We start from the raw sequence: 18699 nt of genomic DNA on the forward strand, positions 1-18699 counted from the left end.
AGACTCTCGGGGCGATCAACGTTACCCTTTGCATCGCAAAAAATCATAATAAAGAGAGAGCCGCTATGTCGCAGAGCGCCGCAGCTACCCAGACCATCGACGCCGACGGTAAAAACGCCGTCTACAAACGCATCACCCTGCGTTTGATTCCCTTCATTTTCATCTGCTACCTGTTCAACTACCTCGACCGGGTCAACGTTGGCTTCGCCAAACTGCAGATGCTCGACGCGCTGAAGTTCAGCGAAACCGTGTACGGCCTTGGTGCCGGGATCTTCTTCATTGGCTACGTGCTGTGCGGCGTGCCGAGTAACCTGGCCCTGACCAGATTCGGTCCACGGCGCTGGATTGCGCTGATGATGATCACCTGGGGCACGCTGTCGACCTGCCTGCTGTTCGTCACCACCCCGACCGAGTTCTACACCCTGCGACTGTTCACCGGCGCGGCCGAAGCCGGGTTCTTTCCTGGTGTGGTGCTGTACCTCTCGCAGTGGTTCCCGACGTTCCGCCGTGGCCGGATCATGGCGCTGTTCATGTCGGCGATTCCGGTGTCGGGTCTGCTCGGCAGCCCGTTCTCCGGTTGGATCCTCAATCACTTCGCCGCCGGCCAGGGCGGTCTCGCCGGTTGGCAGTGGATGTTCCTGCTGCAAGGCATTCCGACGGTGATCCTCGGCGCCCTCGCCTGGTTCCTGCTCAGCGACAGCTTCGCCAATGCCAAATGGCTGACCCCGCACGAGCGCGCGGTGCTGGAGGCCGATCAGGCCGAAGACTTGGCGAACAAACCGAAATCCACCTCCGATTCGCTGCTGGCGGTGTTCAAGAACCCGGCGATCTGGGCGTTCGGCCTGATCTATTTCTGCATCCAGAGCGGCGTCTACGCGATCAACTTCTGGCTGCCGTCGATCATCAAGAACCTGGGTTTCAGCGATAATCTGGTGATCGGCTGGTTGAGCGCGATTCCGTATCTGCTGGCGGCGGTGTTCATGCTGCTTGTCGGCCGCTCGGCGGACCTGCGCAAGGAACGCCGCTGGCATCTGGTGGTGCCCATGTTGATGGGCGCAATTGGTCTGCTCATCGCCGTGAACTTCGCGGCGAATCCGGCGATTGCGATTCTCGGCCTGACCATTGCCACCATGGGCGCGCTCACCGGGCTGCCGATGTTCTGGCCAGTGCCGACCGCCATGTTGAGTGCCGGCGCAGCTGCGGGTGGTCTGGCGTTGATCAACTCGATGGGGCAAATGGCCGGGTTCTTGAGCCCGTATCTGGTGGGTTGGGTCAAGGACAGCACGGGCTCGACGGATGCAGCGTTGTATCTGCTCGCGGCGGTAATTGTCGGCGGGAGTTTGCTGGCGTTGCGGATGACGCGGACGTTGCGGGCTTGAGGTTTTGATGCAGAAAAGAGCGGCCCTTTTTCAAGGTCTTTTTTATTGGTTTCATGATCATTCCTACGCTCAGCGTAGGAATGATCAAAAGCTCAGATCTCCAGTAAGCACCACGCGGTCCAATTGAGAAGACCATAAGTGCTACCAAACGAGTTGCTGGGGTACAAATACGCGCCCCATCTCCCATAGGTAGCGCAATTCCATATATTCGTTGGCCGGAGTGGAAGTGAGTAAACACGCAAAATGTCGTTCAGGAAGATTCTGTCATGAGTGTGACGACCACCCAAAGAATTCCTCCACGCTTCAGCCTCGAGAAAGTTTATTGTCTGGGCGCTGATCTGCAACCTATAAACATTTGTAACGGCCACCAGATAATTAACTGTCTCGCCCTCTTGATCCGTGACGTATATCGTCGCTACTCCCTGCTTAAGCCCAGTTACTTTACCTGCAGCGGTTACAGGAGCTGTCAGCGGATCCGACGATGCGTAATCGTATGGCGGTACTCCACCGGTGGGTACACGAACAGCCGTATTACCGATCGAATCCTCCCCCGTTTTCGGCCACTGCGGCACTTTCACCGAGAATCCATCCAGCTTCATTTGCGTCCGGTCTATGCTGAGCGCCAAACGCTCAAGCAACCATGGATCAGACTCAAACTCATTCCCCGCTTTTTCTTTAACCGTATACCGATGGTGCCCTACCAATATCGGTAACAACCTGCTCTGCCATTTATAGTTAGCCCCCGTCTGCACCTCTTCAATAAACACTCCATCATCAAAAACCTGCAACACCGCTCCTGCCAACGCAGAACCCGACAACACCACTTTATTGTCGGAAACCGTACCGCCGTTTGTCAGATCCGTACCAGACGAATTCTTAACCGTCGCAATGACGGGTTTTACGATAACTTTGGCCCTCGCAATTTTCGATGTGGCAAGGACTGCTCCTCCACGTACCTGTTCATAACTGACCGCGACCTCACTGTCAGCAATCACCTTGGCATTGGGAACCAGCAACCGATGGACAAAAGGAAGTCTGCCCACAGTGGCTTCAACAGGGTGTACGACGACTGGCCAAGTGCCCGGCGTCGCCGTGTAGGTCACACGAATCGTATCGCCAATCGCCCAGCCAGGCTCCAGAACATGCACCTGGACGGTCAGAGCCTTGCTGCCCAGTTTGTTCAGGTCGATGGTGTCCGGCGCATCGTCAGGGTCATCCGGATCCTCGGCAACATCCGGAGCAGGCATTCGCGTGCCCTTGAGATCAACAACTAGACGGATCACTGCGGACCACGGCGAATTCAAATCTGCACCGTTGCCAATCTGATCAGTGACGGTGTAGGAAAACGTGAACTGCGGATGATCGCCCGCAGCTTCGAACACCGCTTTGTCCAGTATCAACCCGAGCCGGGTCGGCACATTGGTCGGTGTGACAGGAGCTTCGTCAGGATGGACCTGGCGAACAACATCATGGCCGTTACAGTTGAGTAAAATCCTGTCGTACGGCCGGCAATACGGGTAGGAGAAATATACCTGCACACCCTGCGCTGCCCGGTCAGCATCAACGCCATCGGCAATCACATCTTTAGGCAGCTCGAGTGCAAGCTCCGAATGCCCTTCATCCCCCTCGACCTTGTCTTCCATTCCGGGCCGAATGGCATTGTACAAAATGGTCATTGCCGGTTCAGAAGTGCCTTCATTACTGCTGCCGCGGACGACCGTATAGGTGAGCTGATTAAGGTAGCCGGGATCTGATCTCAATTTGTTTTTGGGTATATGTAGCACCACTGAATCATCAGTCGACTGAGTCTGCGTGCTATCGATGTTCATTTCGCCGTTGAGATTGAGCTGAACAGTGTCCAGCGGCGCCTGACCGAGATAAGCATCAACGACGACGGTAGCGCCCTTGGGCGCAAGGTCATAAAACTGTTTTGCGATACCGCAATCCGCACCTGCTACAGCTGTATTCGCATCAGGAAGCCGCGGTGGATAGAGCGCCAGCTCTGATTCATCCAGTGAGCCGGGATCGAAAGCCTGAGTAGTCATGGAAATGCTCCAGTCTTGGAAAATGGCACTGGCCCCTTGGGCTCGAACCTTTACCCATAATCAGGCTGCTTTTTCATTCATCTGCCTACTGTCAGATCTGACAGTCACGACAAACGGTCACTTCCGGAAAGAGGGAGCCGATTGGTGTGCTGTTCAAAATTTGTGTCCGGCTCGGTATTTCTTGTCGGCGTAACTCCCGCAGTCACTGCGGTCAGTCCCCTCTCCCTCGGGGAGAGGGCTAGGGTGAGGGGCTTTTGATCTTGTAAATTCACTTTGCCCCCTCATCCGCATCTGGTATTTGATTGAACCCCTCCCACCGCCAAAAAGGATTTCGCCATGAGCTACCGCACACTCGGCCACTCCGGACTGCAGGTCTCGACGCTGACGCTCGGCACGATGATGTTCGGCGAGCAGACCAGCGCCGAAGACTCGCTGCGCATCATCGACAAGGCCTGGGACCAAGGCGTCAACTTCATCGACACCGCCGACGTCTACACCAACGGCCGTTCCGAAGAGATTGTCGGTGAAGCGATCGCCCGGCATCGGCACGAATGGGTGCTCGCCACCAAGGTCGGCTTCGGCCCGGTGGACGGCGTGCCGAACCGCAGCGGTTTGAGCCGCAAGCACATCTTCAATGCTCTGGAAGCCAGCCTCACTCGGCTCGGCACTGACTACGTCGACATCTATTACCTGCACCGCGAAGACCACAACACGCCGCTTGAAGTGAGCGTTTCGGCGATTGGCGATCTGATTCGCCAAGGCAAGATCCGCTATTGGGGGCTGTCGAACTATCGCGGCTGGCGCATCGCCGAGGTGATTCGTGTTGCCGAAAAGCTCGGCGTTGACCGTCCGGTGATCAGCCAGCCGCTGTACAACATCGTCAACCGTCAAGCCGAGACCGAGCAGATCACCGCTGCGCAAACCTATGGCCTCGGCGTGGTGCCTTACAGCCCGCTGGCCCGTGGCGTGCTCAGCGGCAAGTACGCGCCGGATGTTCAACCGGACGCCAACAGCCGCGCCGGACGCCAGGACAAGCGCATTCTGGAAACCGAGTGGCGCGTCGAGTCGTTGCGCATTGCCCAGCAGATTCAGCAGTACACCGAGCAGCGCGGCGTCGGCATGGTCGAGTTCGCGATTGCCTGGGTGTTGAACAACAGCGCCGTGACCTCGGCGATTGTCGGACCGCGGACCGAAGCGCAGTGGGATGCCTATAGCAAGGCGCAGGCCGTGAAGATCAGCGCCGAGGACGAGGCGTTCGTCGATTCACTGGTCACGCCGGGGCATGCTTCGACTCCAGGGTTCAACGATGTCAGCCATTTCGTGTCAGGGCGCAAACCGCATCAGGTATAAGAAGCTTCCCTAATGTAGAACAGCCGATACAATCGGCTGTTTTTCATTGAATTCAGCGTGATCAAACGGACACTGGATGATCGTCGCAAAATTGCCAGGGATTACTGCATGTTTGATCGCTCCGTCGAGGCACCCGCAAAGCCTTCTCTGCTGAACAGTCCTGGCGACAGACACGATCCGCGTTCACCGCCTCGCACCGAAGCAATGGCAACGACTGCCGAGCGCAAACCTTCGATCGAGTACCGCGCCGATATCGACGGCCTGCGCGCCATCGCCGTGCTGCTGGTGTTGATCTTCCACGGCGGCCTGGCGTTGTTTCCGTCGGGATACATCGGCGTCGACATCTTCTTTGTGATTTCCGGGTACCTGACCACCTCGATCATCATGTCCTCGCTGGAAAAGGGCACGTTCAGCTTCAGAGGTTTTTACACGCGACGAATCTGGCGCCTGCAACCGGCGATCATCGCGCTGCTCATCGTCACCTTGCTGATCACCACCCTGCTGTATCTACCCAGCGACTATGTCGACTTTCTGAAAAGTGAAAAGTACACATCGCTGCTGATTTCCAACCAGTACTTTTCCAAGGTGACCAGCGGCTACGCGACGCCGGATGCCGCGAGCCTGCCGCTGCTGCACACCTGGTCGCTGGCCATCGAATGGCAATGGTATCTGGCCTTGCCGCTGGGCCTGTGGCTGCTCAACCGTTACGTGGCAAAAAGAGTGTTCAAAGCCACCGTGCTGGGTCTGACCCTCGCGGCAATGGCACTGGCGCTGTATTTGTCGTACGCCTATCCCGACCGCAACTATTACTTCTTCACCGCACGTATCTTCGAGCTGATGATCGGCTCCTGCGCGGTAATTTTCAGCCGCGAGACTTTCCGGCTCAAGCGCCTGAGCGCTTCAGTGATTTGTGTGCTGGCGCTGGCGACGCTGCTCTACTGCGCGACGCGCGAAGATATCTTGTCGGGTTTCCCCGGCTACCACGCCATCGCCGTGTGCCTGGCCACGGCCGTGCTGCTGTTTCGCGGCATCGGCGATGCCAGCGTGACTTCAAAATTGCTGGCGTTCCGGCCGCTGGTGTTCGTTGGCGCGCTGTCGTATTCGCTGTACGTATGGCACTGGCCGATTCTCGCCGTGATGAGCTACCTGGGCATCGCCCTCACCCCGCTGGTGCAGGTGATGTACTTCGGCGCGACCTTCGTCATCGGCTATCTGTCCTTCGTGCTGATCGAAAAGCGTTTCCGCAAGGCGCGCGCTGGCTTCGGCAAAACCCTGATCTGGCTGATGATCGTGCCGGCGATTGCCTTGTCGTTGTTGCACTCGGCCGGTGACCGGAACGAGGGCTGGCCGAACCGTTTCAATCAGGGCTCAAACAACCTGTTCAACGGTTTGAAAGCATCAGTGCCGGCCAACCGTGAAGCGTGCCTGGGCGTCAGCGACGGTGCGGATCCTGGCTGCATCATGGGCGCCGCACAGGCCAAGCCTCAGGTGCTGCTGATGGGCGATTCCTACTCGAACCATTATTGGGGTTTCGTTGAAACGCTGGCCAGGGACGCGGACCTCGCCGTGCTCGCGCAGGGTTATCCGGCCTGCCTGGCGTTGCCGAACATTTACCTCTACAACTGGTACAAAGCGAAAAACGCGCTGTATCAGAAATGCCATAACGCTGCGCAACGCTACTACGAAATGATCGCCAACAATCATTTCCGCTACGTGATCATCGGCCAGTTCTGGGAGGCGTATCTCACCGATGCCATCGTCACCCGCCTGGAGGATCCGCGCAGTGCCGAACTGTCGCAACAACGCCTCGGCGTCGCGCTCCGCCAAGCGCTGGACATCATCGTCAGGTCCGGCGCGACACCGGTGTTCCTGATGAATACCCTGCCGATGCCGGCAGGCATCAATGAATGCCTGTTGAAACAGGTGAAACTGCGCGGCTTGCTTGGCAGTGCCGAACAGAGCACTCAATGCGCATCGGTGCCTTGGTCAAATGACGAAGATCCGACTTTGGCCATGCTGTTCAGCCAATTGCAGGGCGAATACCCAAGCCTGATCGTCATCGACCCGAAAAGCCTGCAATGCAAGGACGGCGCTTGCACGACCACGGTCGATGGCTTGCCGGTTTATCGTGACATGGGTCACATGACCGATTACGCCTCTTACCGGTTTGGTGAAATGTACCTCAAGCGTTTTGGCAATCCGTTCAAGGGTGGTCATTGATTCTCAGAGCTTGGCGAGCGGGCTCGCTCCCTTCAGGGAAACCGGCAGCTATGCTGAAGGCGCGTCGATCCGGTTGATGCATGTGAAGAATATTGAGCATTCGATCAATATTCAGCACAAAAACCACGTATCCTGCGCGCCCCGTTCACCCCTCAACCCGCGAGGACAGCTTGGCTAAAGGTATCGCTCTATCGGTTTCGGCATCGGTGCTGTTTGCCGTCATGTATTACTACACTTCGTTGCTCACGCCGTTGAGCGGTGTGGAGATCTTCGGCTGGCGGATGCTTCTGACGGTCCCGTGCATGACCGTGTTCATGCTGGTGTCCGGAGAATGGCGGCGGGTTGTCGAATTGGTGCGCTTGATGGCGGCGAGGCCGAAATTGATCGGCGGTTTGATCGTCTCGGCGGCATTGCTCGGCGTGCAGTTGTGGCTGTTCATGTGGGCGCCGCTGAACGATTACAGCCTTGATGTCTCGCTGGGTTATTTCCTGCTGCCGCTGGCGATGGTATTGACCGGGCGCATCGCCTACGGCGAGAGCCTGTCGTATCTGCAAAAGATCGCCGTGTTTTTCGCCAGCCTTGGCGTGTTGAACGAGCTGTATCAGGTCGGCGGTTTTTCCTGGGCAACGCTGGTGGTCGTGGTCGGTTATCCGTTGTACTTCGTGCTGCGCAAATACCTTCAGACCGACAACCTCGGCGGGTTGTGGGTCGACATGACCTTGATGCTCCCGCTCGCTTGGTGGTTCGTGCAGGGCGGCGAGCAAGGCTTGGGCGTGTTTGACCAATATCCCGGGTTGCTCTGGCTGATTCCGCTGCTGGGGCTGATCAGTGCCTCGGCGTTGGTGGTGTACATCATCGCCAGTCGCTTGCTGCCGTTCAGCTTATTCGGGTTGTTGAGTTATGTTGAGCCGGTGCTGCTGCTCGGTGTGGCGCTGTTGCTCGGTGAAAGCATCAAGTCCGGGGAGTGGCTGACCTATATCCCGATCTGGCTGGCGGTGGTGGTGCTGGTTTTCGAAGGCTTCAAGCACCTGATGCGACAAAGCCGTTCCTGAACAGTGCGCAATTCAAAATTATGGCAGCGAGCCTGCTCGCGAATACAATCTTTCCTTCACCAAAGATATTGACTGAGCTGACGCCTTCGCGAGCAGGCTCGCTCCCACAGTTGAGATTATGCGAGCACAAAAAATCCCGGCCCTGCATCTCTGCAGGCCGGGATTTTTTATTTCAGTTGCGGATTACTCGGTGGTCAAAACACCACGACGCACCTGGTCGCGTTCGATCGACTCGAACAGTGCCTTGAAGTTGCCCTCACCGAAACCATCATCGCCTTTGCGCTGAATGAATTCGAAGAACACCGGGCCCATGAGGGTTTCCGAGAAGATCTGCAGCAGCAGACGCTTGTCGCCCTGCTCCGAGGCACCATCGAGCAGAATACCGCGCGATTGCAGTTGATCGACCGGTTCGCCGTGATTCGGCAGACGCCCTTCGAGCATTTCGTAGTAAGTGTCCGGCGGTGCGGTCATGAAGCGCATGCCGATCTTCTTCAACTGGTCCCAGGTCTGGATCAGGTCATCCGTGAGGAACGCGACGTGCTGGATGCCCTCACCGTTGAACTGCATCAGGAACTCTTCGATCTGCCCGGCGCCCTTGGACGATTCTTCGTTCAGCGGGATGCGGATCATACCGTCCGGTGCGGTCATCGCCTTGGAGGTCAGGCCGGTGTATTCGCCCTTGATGTCGAAGTAGCGAATTTCACGGAAGTTGAACAGCTTCTCGTAGAAGTTCGCCCAGTAGGCCATGCGACCGCGATACACGTTGTGGGTCAGGTGATCGATGATCTTCAGACCGGCGCCGACCGGGTTGCGGTCCACGCCTTCGATGAACACGAAGTCGATGTCATAGATCGAGCTGCCTTCGCCGAAACGGTCGATCAGGTACAGTGGCGCGCCACCAATGCCCTTGATCGCCGGCAGGTTCAGCTCCATCGGACCGGTTTCGATGTGAATCGGCTGAGCGCCGAGTTCCAGGGCGCGGCTGTAGGCTTTTTGCGAATCCTTGACGCGGAACGCCATGCCGCACACGGACGGGCCGTGTTCGGCGGCAAAGTACGACGCCACGCTGTTCGGTTCGTTGTTGAGGATCAGATTGATCGCGCCCTGACGGTACAGGTGGACGTTCTTGGAGCGGTGAGTCGCGACTTTGGTGAAGCCCATGATCTCGAAGATCGGCTCCAGCGTGCCGGGAGTCGGCGATGCGAACTCGATGAACTCAAAGCCCATCAGGCCCATTGGGTTTTCGTATAAATCTGCCATGGTGACGCCTCATCATTTCTTATCAATCAACCGGGGTTTATTGGCGAGTCATGCTGAGAGCGCTGGGCGGCGCGCAGGAAATGCCGCGCACACTGCGGGCGAGGAAGTCACCGTAGATCAGTTGAAACCCGAATATCTTCATTGTCGACCCAAGGCTCTTGCGGGCGAGGCTTCTGCTGCCAGAAGACGATTATTATTGTATGCGTAACCCGATTCTACACAGCGTAAACCGGCTTGTCTGCTGCCCTTATGAAATCCGCTTTTTTGCGTTTGCCGCAAGGGGTTTGTTGCACAGGTAGATGCCGCCGAGGATCAGCGCACCGCCCAGGCACATGGTCAACGTCAGTTGCTCGCCCAACAGCAGCGCGCCGAAGATTACCGCCGTCAATGGGTTGAGTGCGATGAAGACGCCACTGCGCGTCGCGCCGATCTTGCGGATACCGTCGTAATAACCGATGTAGGCCAGCGCCGAGCCGAGTACACCGAGGTAGGCGAGGCTCAGCCATTGCGCCGTGCCCAGATCAACCAGAGCATGCCAGCTCAGTTCACTGCGCGCTGCCGCCAACAGCCATAACATCAGCGTGCCGATCAGGATCGAGTACGTCACCGTCTGCACCGGGCCTAACGACTGATTCAGTTCACGGGATAACAACGAATAAACGCCCCAGCCCAGCACGCACCCCAGAATCAACAGATCGCCCATCCATGCGTCGGGCGTCGCCGCCAGTAATTGCGGATTGCGGCTGAAGATCACCAGTGCAGCGCCGGCGATACAGATCGCGATACCCGCCGGTTTCATTACGCCCAGGCGCTCCTTGAACAAGCACCACGAAGCCAGGCCGATGACCGCCGGGTTCAGCGCGACAATCAACGAAGCGCGCGACGCGTTGATGTATTGCAGGCCGTAAAAGAAGCACAGGTTGTAAAAGAAAATCCCGAAAAATCCCAGTAGCGTCAAGCGCAGCCATTGCGCAGTGGTGGGACGCACGAGAGGGACCCGCGCCAGCCAGATGAAACCCAGCAACGCCACGCTCGCTAACAGGAAACGCAGGCTGGCGGCAAACATCGGGCTTAGCCCCCCGACAAGAAAGCGCCCGGCAACGAAGGTGCCGCCCCATATCATCGTTACCCCTGCCAGGGTCAGGTAAACCGGAACGTCGGATGATGTTTTTTCAAGGTTGTGCATGTAGTCGAGGCTCGAAAAGTTGCGGATGCTTTATGATCAGCTCATTCGCCCTCATCGTAAAATGAGCAAATACTCATGACCCTTACGCAACTGGAGATCTTCTCGCTGGTCGCCGAACTGCGCGGTTTTACCCTCGCCGCCCATCGGTTGGGGATTTCCCAGTCGGCGGTGTCCCACGCAATGAAATCACTGGAGCAGGAACTGGGCGTTGAACTGCTGCGTCGGCATCAGTCGCAAGTGGAGCTCAGTACCATTGGTGAGCAATTGTTGCCGCGCGCACGCGCTATGCTCGGCCTGGCCAACACCCTGCGCCAGGAGGCCGCCGATGCGCGCGGCATGAAAAGCGGTACCTTGCGCATCGGTTCGTTCGGGCCGACTTCGTCGATCAAACTGCTCCCAGCCATTCTGCGCCGCTATCGAGAAGCTCATCCCGGCATCGAAGTGCACGTTGACGAAGGACCGGATCGTCAGGTGATTCAATGGCTGGAGGAGCGACGGATCGACATCGGCTTCGTCGTGCTGCCAGAAGAGCGTTTCGACACATTCAGTCTGATCGAAGACCAGATGGTCGCCCTGCTGCCGCCCGACCACCCGCTGGCAAGGCACCCGGCGTTAAGCCTGAAAGATTTGTGCGAGACACCATTCGTGCTCACCGAGGCTGGCTCTTCTGAACTGGTATCGCGACTGTTCATGGCCGCGCGGCTGCAACCGAATATCCGCTACCGCTGCGCGCAACTGCTCAGCACGCTCGATCTGGTCAGCCGTGGCGACGCCCTCACCATCGTCGCCGAAGGCTCTTTGCCGGGAGCGCAAAACGCAGGTTTCGTGAAAAAGCCATTGTTGCCTGCGGTCAAGCGTCAGGTTGGACTCGCCGTTCTTGACCGGCGCCAGGCATCACCCGCCACGCTGGCGTTTATCGAGGTGGCGACGCGGATAAATCATGACTGAGCGGCGCAATCAGCGTGTTCGATCTATCCTCGCTCCTGGCTGACTGCTTTTGCGCAGGGCGCCAAGCTTCGCCCCACCCCACCGCGACAGGATGCGCCCATGCCGTTGACCGTCAGACCCCGCCGCAAACGCAGCACACGTATCGTCATCACGCTGCTGAGCGGGCTGCTGCCGATCATATTGGGCAGTACGATCCTTTACTTGCAGGCCGAACGCACCCTCGAACAGAGTGCTCGAGAGACCGCCGAACAGGCCTTGCGCCAGTTTGAGCTGATGCTCGACAACACTGCTCAAGCGGCTCATGAACTTTTGCCACTGGCCGGCCAGACTTGCGAAAGCGTCAAGCTTGCCCTACGCGAACAGGTGACCCGCCGCCCCTTCGTGCGCTCGACCAATCTGGTGTGGGACGACAACCTCTATTGCAGCTCGCTGTTTGGCGATTACCTGGAAACGGTGAATCCCGGCGACTACAACCAGGGCAAGTTATGGCTGATGAACGGCAACCCGGTGACTCCCGACACCGCGCTGCTGGTGTATCGACTCAGCGAAGGCCGCGGTGGCGCGTTGACCACGCTGGACGGTTATCACCTGAGCAATATCCTGCGACTGATCGGTCGGCAGACGCTGCTGGTCTTGCAAGTGGGTGATAACTGGCTGGCGGCTGATGGCAAAGTCCAAACGGGCGCCCTCCCCGCACTGCCCGTTGCGCCGACCACGCTGGTTTCATCGCTTTACGGGTTCCGCGTCAGCGCCGGTTTTGCTCAAGGTCAAACCTGGCGCTACATGGCCGCTGAGTACCCTCCATTGTTCAGCCTGCTGATCTTCTTCGGTGCAGTCTCCGGCGCGATCGGCCATGTCGTGCAAAAGCGCTCGGTTTCGCCAAGTCATGAGATGCTTCGGGCGCTGGAAGCCGGCGAGTTCATCCCCTACTTCCAGCCTGTGGTACATGGCGACAGCAAGGCATGGTCTGGAGCCGAAGTGCTGATGCGCTGGGCTCATCCCAAAGAAGGCCTGGTGCGACCGGACCTGTTCATTCCGTTTGCCGAGCACTCGGGCCTGATCGTGCCGATGACCCGCGCGCTGATGCAACAAACCGCCGCGCTGCTGGGACCGTTGTCAGCGACCTTCACTGTGCCCTTTCATATCGGCATCAATATCACCGCCAGCCATTGCCGGGATCTGGAATTGGTGGAGGACTGCCAGCTGTTTCTCGCCGCGTTCGCCCCCGATAGCGTCAACCTGGTGCTGGAATTGACCGAGCGCGAGCTGATCGAACCCACCGACATCACCCGGCAACTGTTCGAGCAACTGCATTCACTGGGAGTGAAGATCGCCATCGATGACTTCGGCACCGGGCACTCCAGCCTCGCCTACTTGCGAAAATTCAATGTGGATTTCCTGAAAATCGACCAGAGCTTCGTTGCCATGATTGGTCTCGACGCGCTCTCGCGGCACATACTCGACACGATTATCGAACTGTCGGCCAAGCTGGATCTGGGTATTGTTGCCGAAGGTGTCGAAACTCAGGCACAGGCCGACTATCTCACCGAGCATCATGTCGATTTCCTGCAAGGGTATCTGTTCGCCAGACCGATGCCGGCGGCGGATTTCATCGACGCATTAACTCACCGTTAACTAAGGTGAGTTAAGACGAGCGTACCGGTGAGGCGCACCAAATTGATACAAAAGACCGCTGCTGTTACATCAAGACAACATCAGGATTTACTCTTGGCGCATTAACTACTACAATTTTTTCAACCTGAGCAAAATTCGCAGGTGAGCCATTTATCACCGAGTCGCTTCACGGCTCTTGGCTTATAGCTTTGTTTGCGGTTGGTATCAGCCAAACACACTATTGGAGTAAAGATATTGTCCAGACTCGCTGAATTTCGTGCAGCTGAAAAGGCCCTTCAGGAACAGCTCAAGCAGCTCGAATCGCTGAAGAACGACGCCGGGCTCAAGAAAGAAATCGAATTCGAAGAAAAGCTCCAGGGGCTGATGAAAACCTACGGCAAAGGCCTGAAGGACATCATCGCCATCCTCGATCCAAACCCGGCAAAATCCGGCCTGCAGACCACTGCGGCGCCTAAAACCCGCCGTGCCCGTGTGGTCAAGGTGTATCAGAATCCGCACACTGGTGAACTGATTGAAACCAAGGGCGGCAACCACCGCGGCCTTAAAGCCTGGAAGGAACAATACGGTGCTGCCACCGTTGATTCCTGGTTGCGCGGTTAACTCGCCAATCGACTAAAAGCCCTGCTTCAAGCGGGGCTTTTTTATTGACAATATCTAACAAATGAAATGAATTTCATCGTACAAGTTGCGACTTTTGTGTAACGTTTATGAGCCAACGGCTAAACATTTTGCTGCTTGATGTTACCAGCGTCGCTACGATTAAAACTTTAGTCTTAATCCCTTCCGATATCTAACCGGCCGGCGTAGAACAGCGGCTTAAAGTTTCAAGCTGTTTCTCACCGCCGATATTTCGTCTGCACTCGCCTTATAGACCTCTGCCTGCCCCGCGTAGGAAAGTACATAGGCCTTGTTCGCCTCGACTGCTGCGACCAAGGTTTGCGACAGCACATGCCGTCCATTTTCGGTGATCGTACAAGTGGTTTCCAGCGCGGACAAACTGCCCAGCATCGCTGCATGCACTTTGTTGCAGACACTTTGGTAGCCGCTTTGAAAAAAGTCCTTCTGAATCGACTTGCGCATTTCCAGCAGCACACCCGGCAAATTGACTTGGTGGTCTTTCTCGACCTCGGTCATGGTCAGCTCCATCACCATGACCTGATTGCCGTCAGCGTCAATTTTGACTGCCCGCTGTCGAGACACCTGCGCAGTTGCTGCCGGCAGCGCTTCAACCTGCCAACCGACAGGCCAGGTGATACTCGGCTCGCCCGCGGAAGCGGACGCGCACACCACGACGAACGACAAGGCAGAAAACACACACAGGGATTTGAACAGTCGGATCATCGCCGGACGCACTCACAGATTGAGCGGTAAAGTCTGAGGCTCGCCCGGGCGCAGAGCAAGTCTGCCCTTTCATTTGGCGATGCCGGCAGGCATGCGTATCATTGCGCCCATCACTCGCCCATAGTCATTGGAGGGCCCATGAGCCTGCACGAACTCAACACATTCCCCGGCGTCACCGCCACCCCGGACAGCGCAACCCGCAACTTCGTTTTCAACCACACCATGCTGCGCGTCAAAGACATCACCAAGTCCCTGGACTTCTACACCCGTGTACTGGGTTTTTCGCTGGTCGAAAAGCGCGACTTCCCGGAAGCCGAATTCAGCCTGTACTTCCTCGCACTGGTCGACAAATCGCAAATCCCGGCTGACGCGGCTGCTCGCACTGAATGGATGAAGTCGATTCCGGGGATTCTCGAATTGACTCACAACCACGGCACCGAAAACGATGCTGACTTTGCCTATCACAACGGCAATAGCGACCCGCGTGGTTTCGGTCACATCTGCATTTCCGTACCGGACATCGTTGCGGCATGCGCGCGCTTTGAAGAACTGGGCTGCGATTTCCAGAAGCGTTTGACCGATGGCCGCATGAAGAGCCTGGCGTTTATCAAAGATCCGGATGGTTACTGGGTTGAAATCATCCAACCTGCGCCGTTGTAACAGACTGCGTGAATCCACCTGTGGGAGCGAGCCTGCTCGCGAAGACGTCAGGTCAGCCAGTATCATCATTGAATGACACACCGCTTTCGCGAGCAGGCTCGCTCCCACATCAAGTTTGTGGCAGGCAATAAAAAACCCGTGATCACTCACGGGTTTTTCATTTCTGGTTTAAAACGCTCAAGCCGGAGCCGACGTGCGAATCAAATGATCGAACGCACTCAGCGAAGCCTTGGCGCCCTCACCTACCGCAATCACGATCTGCTTGTACGGCACGGTGGTCACGTCACCGGCAGCGAAGATCCCAGGGATCGAAGTCTCGCCACGGTTATCGACAATAATCTCGCCACGCGGCGACAGCTCGATGGTGCCTTTGAGCCAATCGGTGTTGGGCAACAGACCGATCTGCACGAAGATGCCTTCCAGCTCGACCGTGCGCAACTCGTCAGTCGTACGATCCTTGTAGCGCAGACCGTTGACTTTCTCGCCGTTACCGGTGACTTCAGTGGTTTGCGCACTGGTGATCACGGTGACGTTCGGCAGGCTGTGCAGTTTGCGCTGCAACACGGCGTCGGCGCGCAGTTGTACGTCGAACTCCAGCAACGTAACGTGCGAGACGATACCCGCCAGGTCGATGGCCGCTTCAACGCCGGAGTTACCGCCGCCGATCACCGCGACCCGCTTGCCTTTGAACAGCGGACCGTCGCAGTGCGGGCAGTACGCCACGCCTTTGTTGCGATATTCCTGCTCGCCCGGCACGTTCATTTCGCGCCAGCGCGCACCGGTGGCGAGAATCACGCTCTTGGCTTTTAGCGTCGCGCCACTGGCGAAGTGAATTTCGTGCAGCTCGCCGTTTTTGCCAGCGATCAGCTTGTCCGCGCGCTGCAGGTTCATGATATCGACGTCGTATTGCTTGACGTGTTCTTCCAGCGCGGTCGCCAGTTTCGGCCCCTCGGTTTCCTGTACGGAAATGAAGTTCTCGATGGCCATGGTGTCGAGCACCTGACCGCCGAAACGCTCAGCCGCGACGCCAGTGCGAATGCCTTTACGCGCCGCATAGATCGCTGCCGAAGCACCGGCCGGGCCACCGCCGACGACGAGTACGTCAAAGGCGTCTTTGGCACTGATTTTCTCGGCCTGACGCTCGATAGCGCCGGTGTCGAGTTTGGCGAGGATCTCTTCCAGGCCCATGCGGCCCTGACCGAAGTTCTCGCCGTTGAGGTAGATGCTCGGCACGGCCATGATCTTGCGATCGTTGACTTCGTCCTGGAACAGCGCGCCGTCGATGGCGACGTGGCGGATGTTCGGGTTGAGCACGGCCATCAGGTTCAATGCCTGGACCACGTCCGGGCAGTTCTGGCAAGACAGCGAGAAGTAAGTCTCGAAGCTGAACTCGCCTTTGAGCGAGCGGATCTGCTCGATCACTTCGACGCTGGCTTTCGACGGGTGACCGCCGACTTGCAACAGGGCCAGCACCAGTGAGGTGAATTCGTGGCCCATCGGGATACCGGCGAAACGCAGACTGATGTCGGCGCCCGGACGGTTGATCGAAAACGATGGCTTGCGTGCATCGTCGCCGTTGTCGATCAAAGTAATCTGGCTCGAAAGACTGGCAACGTCTTTCAGCAGGTCGTGCATTTCACGGGATTTCGCACCGTCGTCGAGGGATGCAACGATCTCGATCGGCTGGGTGACCCGTTCCAGGTACGATTTCAACTGGGCTTTAAGATTGGCGTCCAACATACGGGCGATTTCCTTTATTTGAGGCGAAAAAAAGCCCGAGCGAATCTCGCCCGGGCATTTTTATTGGGCGGTGCAGCTAACTAGATAGGTGCGGCGTGCCGCCCTGCGTTGCGTGTCACAGACTTAGATCTTGCCGACCAGGTCCAGGGACGGAGCCAGAGTGGCCTCGCCTTCTTTCCACTTGGCTGGGCAAACTTCGCCTGGGTGTGCAGCGACGTACTGAGCAGCCTTGATCTTGCGCAGCAGCTCGGAAGCGTCACGGCCAACGCCGCCATCGTTCAGTTCAACGATTTTGATCTGGCCTTCAGGGTTGATCACGAAGGTGCCACGGTCAGCCAGGCCAGCTTCTTCGATCAGCACGTCGAAGTTGCGCGAGATGACGTGGGTCGGGTCGCCGATCATGGTGTATTCGATTTTGCCGATGGCTGGCGAAGTGTTGTGCCAGGCAGCGTGGGCAAAGTGGGTATCGGTCGAAACGCTGTAGATTTCCACGCCCAGTTTCTTGAACTCAGCGTAGTTGTCGGCCAGGTCTTCCAGCTCGGTTGGGCAAACGAAGGTGAAGTCGGCTGGGTAGAAGAACACTACGGACCACTTGCCTTTCAAGTCAGCGTCCGAGACTTGAACGAAGTCGCCGTTTTTGAATGCGGTAGCTTTGAACGGTTTTACTTGGCTGTTGATGATAGGCATCGATGACTCTCCGTCAGGGGTTATGAAGTTGATGGGTGAATCCTACCCACTCACTCGACGGAAGGCTCATTGGCAAACCTGATGCTGCTGATTTGTTTTCGCTATTAGCTGACTGTATTAATAGAAGAAAACGATCTCTACGGTTGATCCGGTTTATCCATAATCCGAGCCATTCCCTGGAATGGGCTGACCTCAACATAGCGCATCGCCGATTGCATGTCCTTCCAGCCGACGTAACTCATCAGCGACTTCAGATCCCAACCCGCTTGATGAGCCCAAGTGGCAAAGCCGCGTCGCAACGAGTGACTGGTGTAACCCTCGGCGGCGATCCCCGCGCGCTGCAATGCCTGGCGCAGCAACGGGATGATGCTGTTGGCGTGCAGCCCCACTTCGTTCAGGTTGCCCCAACGATCGATGCTGCGAAATACCGGCCCGCGCACCAGCGCCGCCTCGGTGATCCAGTCGATATAGGCCTGCACCGGACACAGCTTGAGCAGTGCCGGAGCTTGATAGGTCTGCCCGAGGTTTTCCCGATCGCCCTTGCTGCGCGGCAGATACAAGGTGATGCCTTTACCCGCGTGCGCTTGCACATGCTCGATCTGCAGGCGGCACAATTCATCGCTACGGAAACCGCGCCAGAACCCGAGCAGAATCAACGCGCGGTCGCGATAAGCCTTGAGCAGTGCCGGCCGATCCTCTTGCTCGCGCGCGGTTTGCGCCTCTTGCTCAAGCCAGTCGACGACCCGCTGCAGATCCTCTAACTGCAACGGCTCGGCTTGTTTCTCTTGGGCCGGATGCAACGCGCGAATGCCCTTGAAAACCTTGCGCACCACTGGCGCCTTGGTCGGGTCGGCGAAGCCCTGACTGTTATGCCACTGCGCCAACGCCGACAAGCGCAGCTTCAAGGTATTGATCGATAGCTCAGAAGCGTGAGCGACCAGATAACGCGCAACGCTGTCAGCGGTCGCAGGCAGGAACCCGCCCCACTTCACTTCGAAATGCTCAATGGCCGCGCGATAGCTGCGGCGCGTGTTGTCGCGGGTGGCGGCTTGCAGATAGCGATCCAGATCGCTCATGGGCGGTTTTCTCGCTGGCGTACTGATTTGAAGAGACAGGCGAGCATTTTGCCGCGTGACATTGGGTAATACCAGAATATCCCGCCTGTAATTTTCGATGTATTTCACTTTTATTTCGGC

The 18699-nt window shown here is 57.4% G+C and carries 15 protein-coding genes; 8 read left to right on the forward strand and 7 right to left on the reverse strand.

The window, feature by feature from the left end:
• Window positions 1-65: 65 nt before the first annotated feature.
• Window positions 66-1379 carry an MFS transporter gene (locus ACGSLL_RS02050; RefSeq protein WP_394502669.1) on the forward strand — a complete coding sequence of 438 codons (1314 nt, stop codon included), beginning with the start codon at window positions 66-68 and terminating at the stop codon, window positions 1377-1379.
• A gap of 92 nt (window positions 1380-1471) precedes the next feature.
• On the opposite strand, the gene ACGSLL_RS02055 is transcribed toward ACGSLL_RS02050, so the two are convergent.
• Window positions 1472-3424: an Ig-like domain-containing protein gene (locus ACGSLL_RS02055; protein WP_394502671.1), complete on the reverse strand. Its 1953-nt coding sequence runs from the start codon at window positions 3422-3424 to the stop codon at window positions 1472-1474.
• A gap of 336 nt (window positions 3425-3760) precedes the next feature.
• On the opposite strand from ACGSLL_RS02055, the gene ACGSLL_RS02060 reads away from it, so the two are divergent.
• The 3 genes from ACGSLL_RS02060 to rarD all read left to right on the forward strand — a co-directional run bounded on the left by ACGSLL_RS02060 (window position 3761) and on the right by rarD (window position 8046).
• A complete protein-coding gene (locus tag ACGSLL_RS02060) occupies window positions 3761-4774 on the forward strand; it encodes an aldo/keto reductase (RefSeq protein WP_394502673.1) in 1014 nt (337 codons plus the stop codon).
• Window positions 4775-4978: 204 nt separating this feature from the next.
• The gene (locus ACGSLL_RS02065) at window positions 4979-6994 is read left to right on the forward strand and encodes an acyltransferase family protein (RefSeq protein WP_394502675.1); all 2016 of its coding nucleotides are present in this window, start codon (window positions 4979-4981) and stop codon (window positions 6992-6994) included.
• A 170-nt stretch (window positions 6995-7164) separates the two neighbouring features.
• The gene (gene rarD, locus ACGSLL_RS02070; protein ID WP_394502677.1) at window positions 7165-8046 is read left to right on the forward strand and encodes an EamA family transporter RarD; all 882 of its coding nucleotides are present in this window, start codon (window positions 7165-7167) and stop codon (window positions 8044-8046) included.
• Between the two features lie 183 nt (window positions 8047-8229).
• Here rarD and hppD read toward each other — a convergent pair whose 3' ends face one another.
• Window positions 8230-9306, reverse strand: coding sequence for a 4-hydroxyphenylpyruvate dioxygenase (hppD, locus tag ACGSLL_RS02075; RefSeq protein WP_394502679.1), 1077 nt, complete (start codon window positions 9304-9306; stop codon window positions 8230-8232).
• A 247-nt stretch (window positions 9307-9553) separates the two neighbouring features.
• Entirely contained in the window at window positions 9554-10492 is a 939-nt protein-coding gene (locus ACGSLL_RS02080) for a DMT family transporter (protein WP_394502681.1), read from the reverse strand.
• A 75-nt stretch (window positions 10493-10567) separates the two neighbouring features.
• Between ACGSLL_RS02080 and ACGSLL_RS02085 the strand changes: the two genes are divergently transcribed.
• The 3 genes from ACGSLL_RS02085 to ACGSLL_RS02095 all read left to right on the forward strand — a co-directional run bounded on the left by ACGSLL_RS02085 (window position 10568) and on the right by ACGSLL_RS02095 (window position 13675).
• Window positions 10568-11440, forward strand: coding sequence for a LysR family transcriptional regulator (locus ACGSLL_RS02085; protein ID WP_394502683.1), 873 nt, complete (start codon window positions 10568-10570; stop codon window positions 11438-11440).
• Between the two features lie 99 nt (window positions 11441-11539).
• A complete protein-coding gene (locus ACGSLL_RS02090) occupies window positions 11540-13075 on the forward strand; it encodes an EAL domain-containing protein (RefSeq protein WP_394502685.1) in 1536 nt (511 codons plus the stop codon).
• A gap of 234 nt (window positions 13076-13309) precedes the next feature.
• On the forward strand, window positions 13310-13675 hold the full coding sequence (locus ACGSLL_RS02095; protein WP_394502687.1) for a histone-like nucleoid-structuring protein, MvaT/MvaU family: 366 nt from the start codon (window positions 13310-13312) through the stop codon (window positions 13673-13675).
• A gap of 216 nt (window positions 13676-13891) precedes the next feature.
• Here the strand turns inward: ACGSLL_RS02095 and ACGSLL_RS02100 are convergent, their stop codons facing one another.
• A complete protein-coding gene (locus ACGSLL_RS02100; protein WP_394502689.1) occupies window positions 13892-14416 on the reverse strand; it encodes a DUF4946 domain-containing protein in 525 nt (174 codons plus the stop codon).
• Between the two features lie 138 nt (window positions 14417-14554).
• Here ACGSLL_RS02100 and gloA point away from each other — a divergent pair, with 138 nt between their 5' ends.
• A complete protein-coding gene (gloA, locus tag ACGSLL_RS02105; RefSeq protein ID WP_394502692.1) occupies window positions 14555-15076 on the forward strand; it encodes a lactoylglutathione lyase in 522 nt (173 codons plus the stop codon).
• Between the two features lie 177 nt (window positions 15077-15253).
• Here the strand turns inward: gloA and ahpF are convergent, their stop codons facing one another.
• The 3 genes from ahpF to ACGSLL_RS02120 form a co-directional block, all read right to left on the reverse strand.
• Window positions 15254-16816 carry an alkyl hydroperoxide reductase subunit F gene (ahpF, locus tag ACGSLL_RS02110; protein WP_394502694.1) on the reverse strand — a complete coding sequence of 521 codons (1563 nt, stop codon included), beginning with the start codon at window positions 16814-16816 and terminating at the stop codon, window positions 15254-15256.
• A gap of 123 nt (window positions 16817-16939) precedes the next feature.
• Window positions 16940-17503, reverse strand: a complete 564-nt coding sequence (gene ahpC / locus ACGSLL_RS02115) for an alkyl hydroperoxide reductase subunit C (RefSeq protein ID WP_016774916.1) — start codon at window positions 17501-17503, stop codon at window positions 16940-16942.
• 137 nt (window positions 17504-17640) lie between these two features.
• Complete coding sequence (locus ACGSLL_RS02120; protein ID WP_394502698.1) at window positions 17641-18579, reverse strand: site-specific integrase; 939 nt, start codon at window positions 18577-18579, stop codon at window positions 17641-17643.
• Between the last annotated feature and the right edge of the window lie 120 nt (window positions 18580-18699).

Source organism: Pseudomonas retamae, from assembly GCF_043496865.1.
Taxonomy (GTDB): Bacteria; Pseudomonadota; Gammaproteobacteria; order Pseudomonadales; family Pseudomonadaceae; genus Aquipseudomonas; species Aquipseudomonas retamae.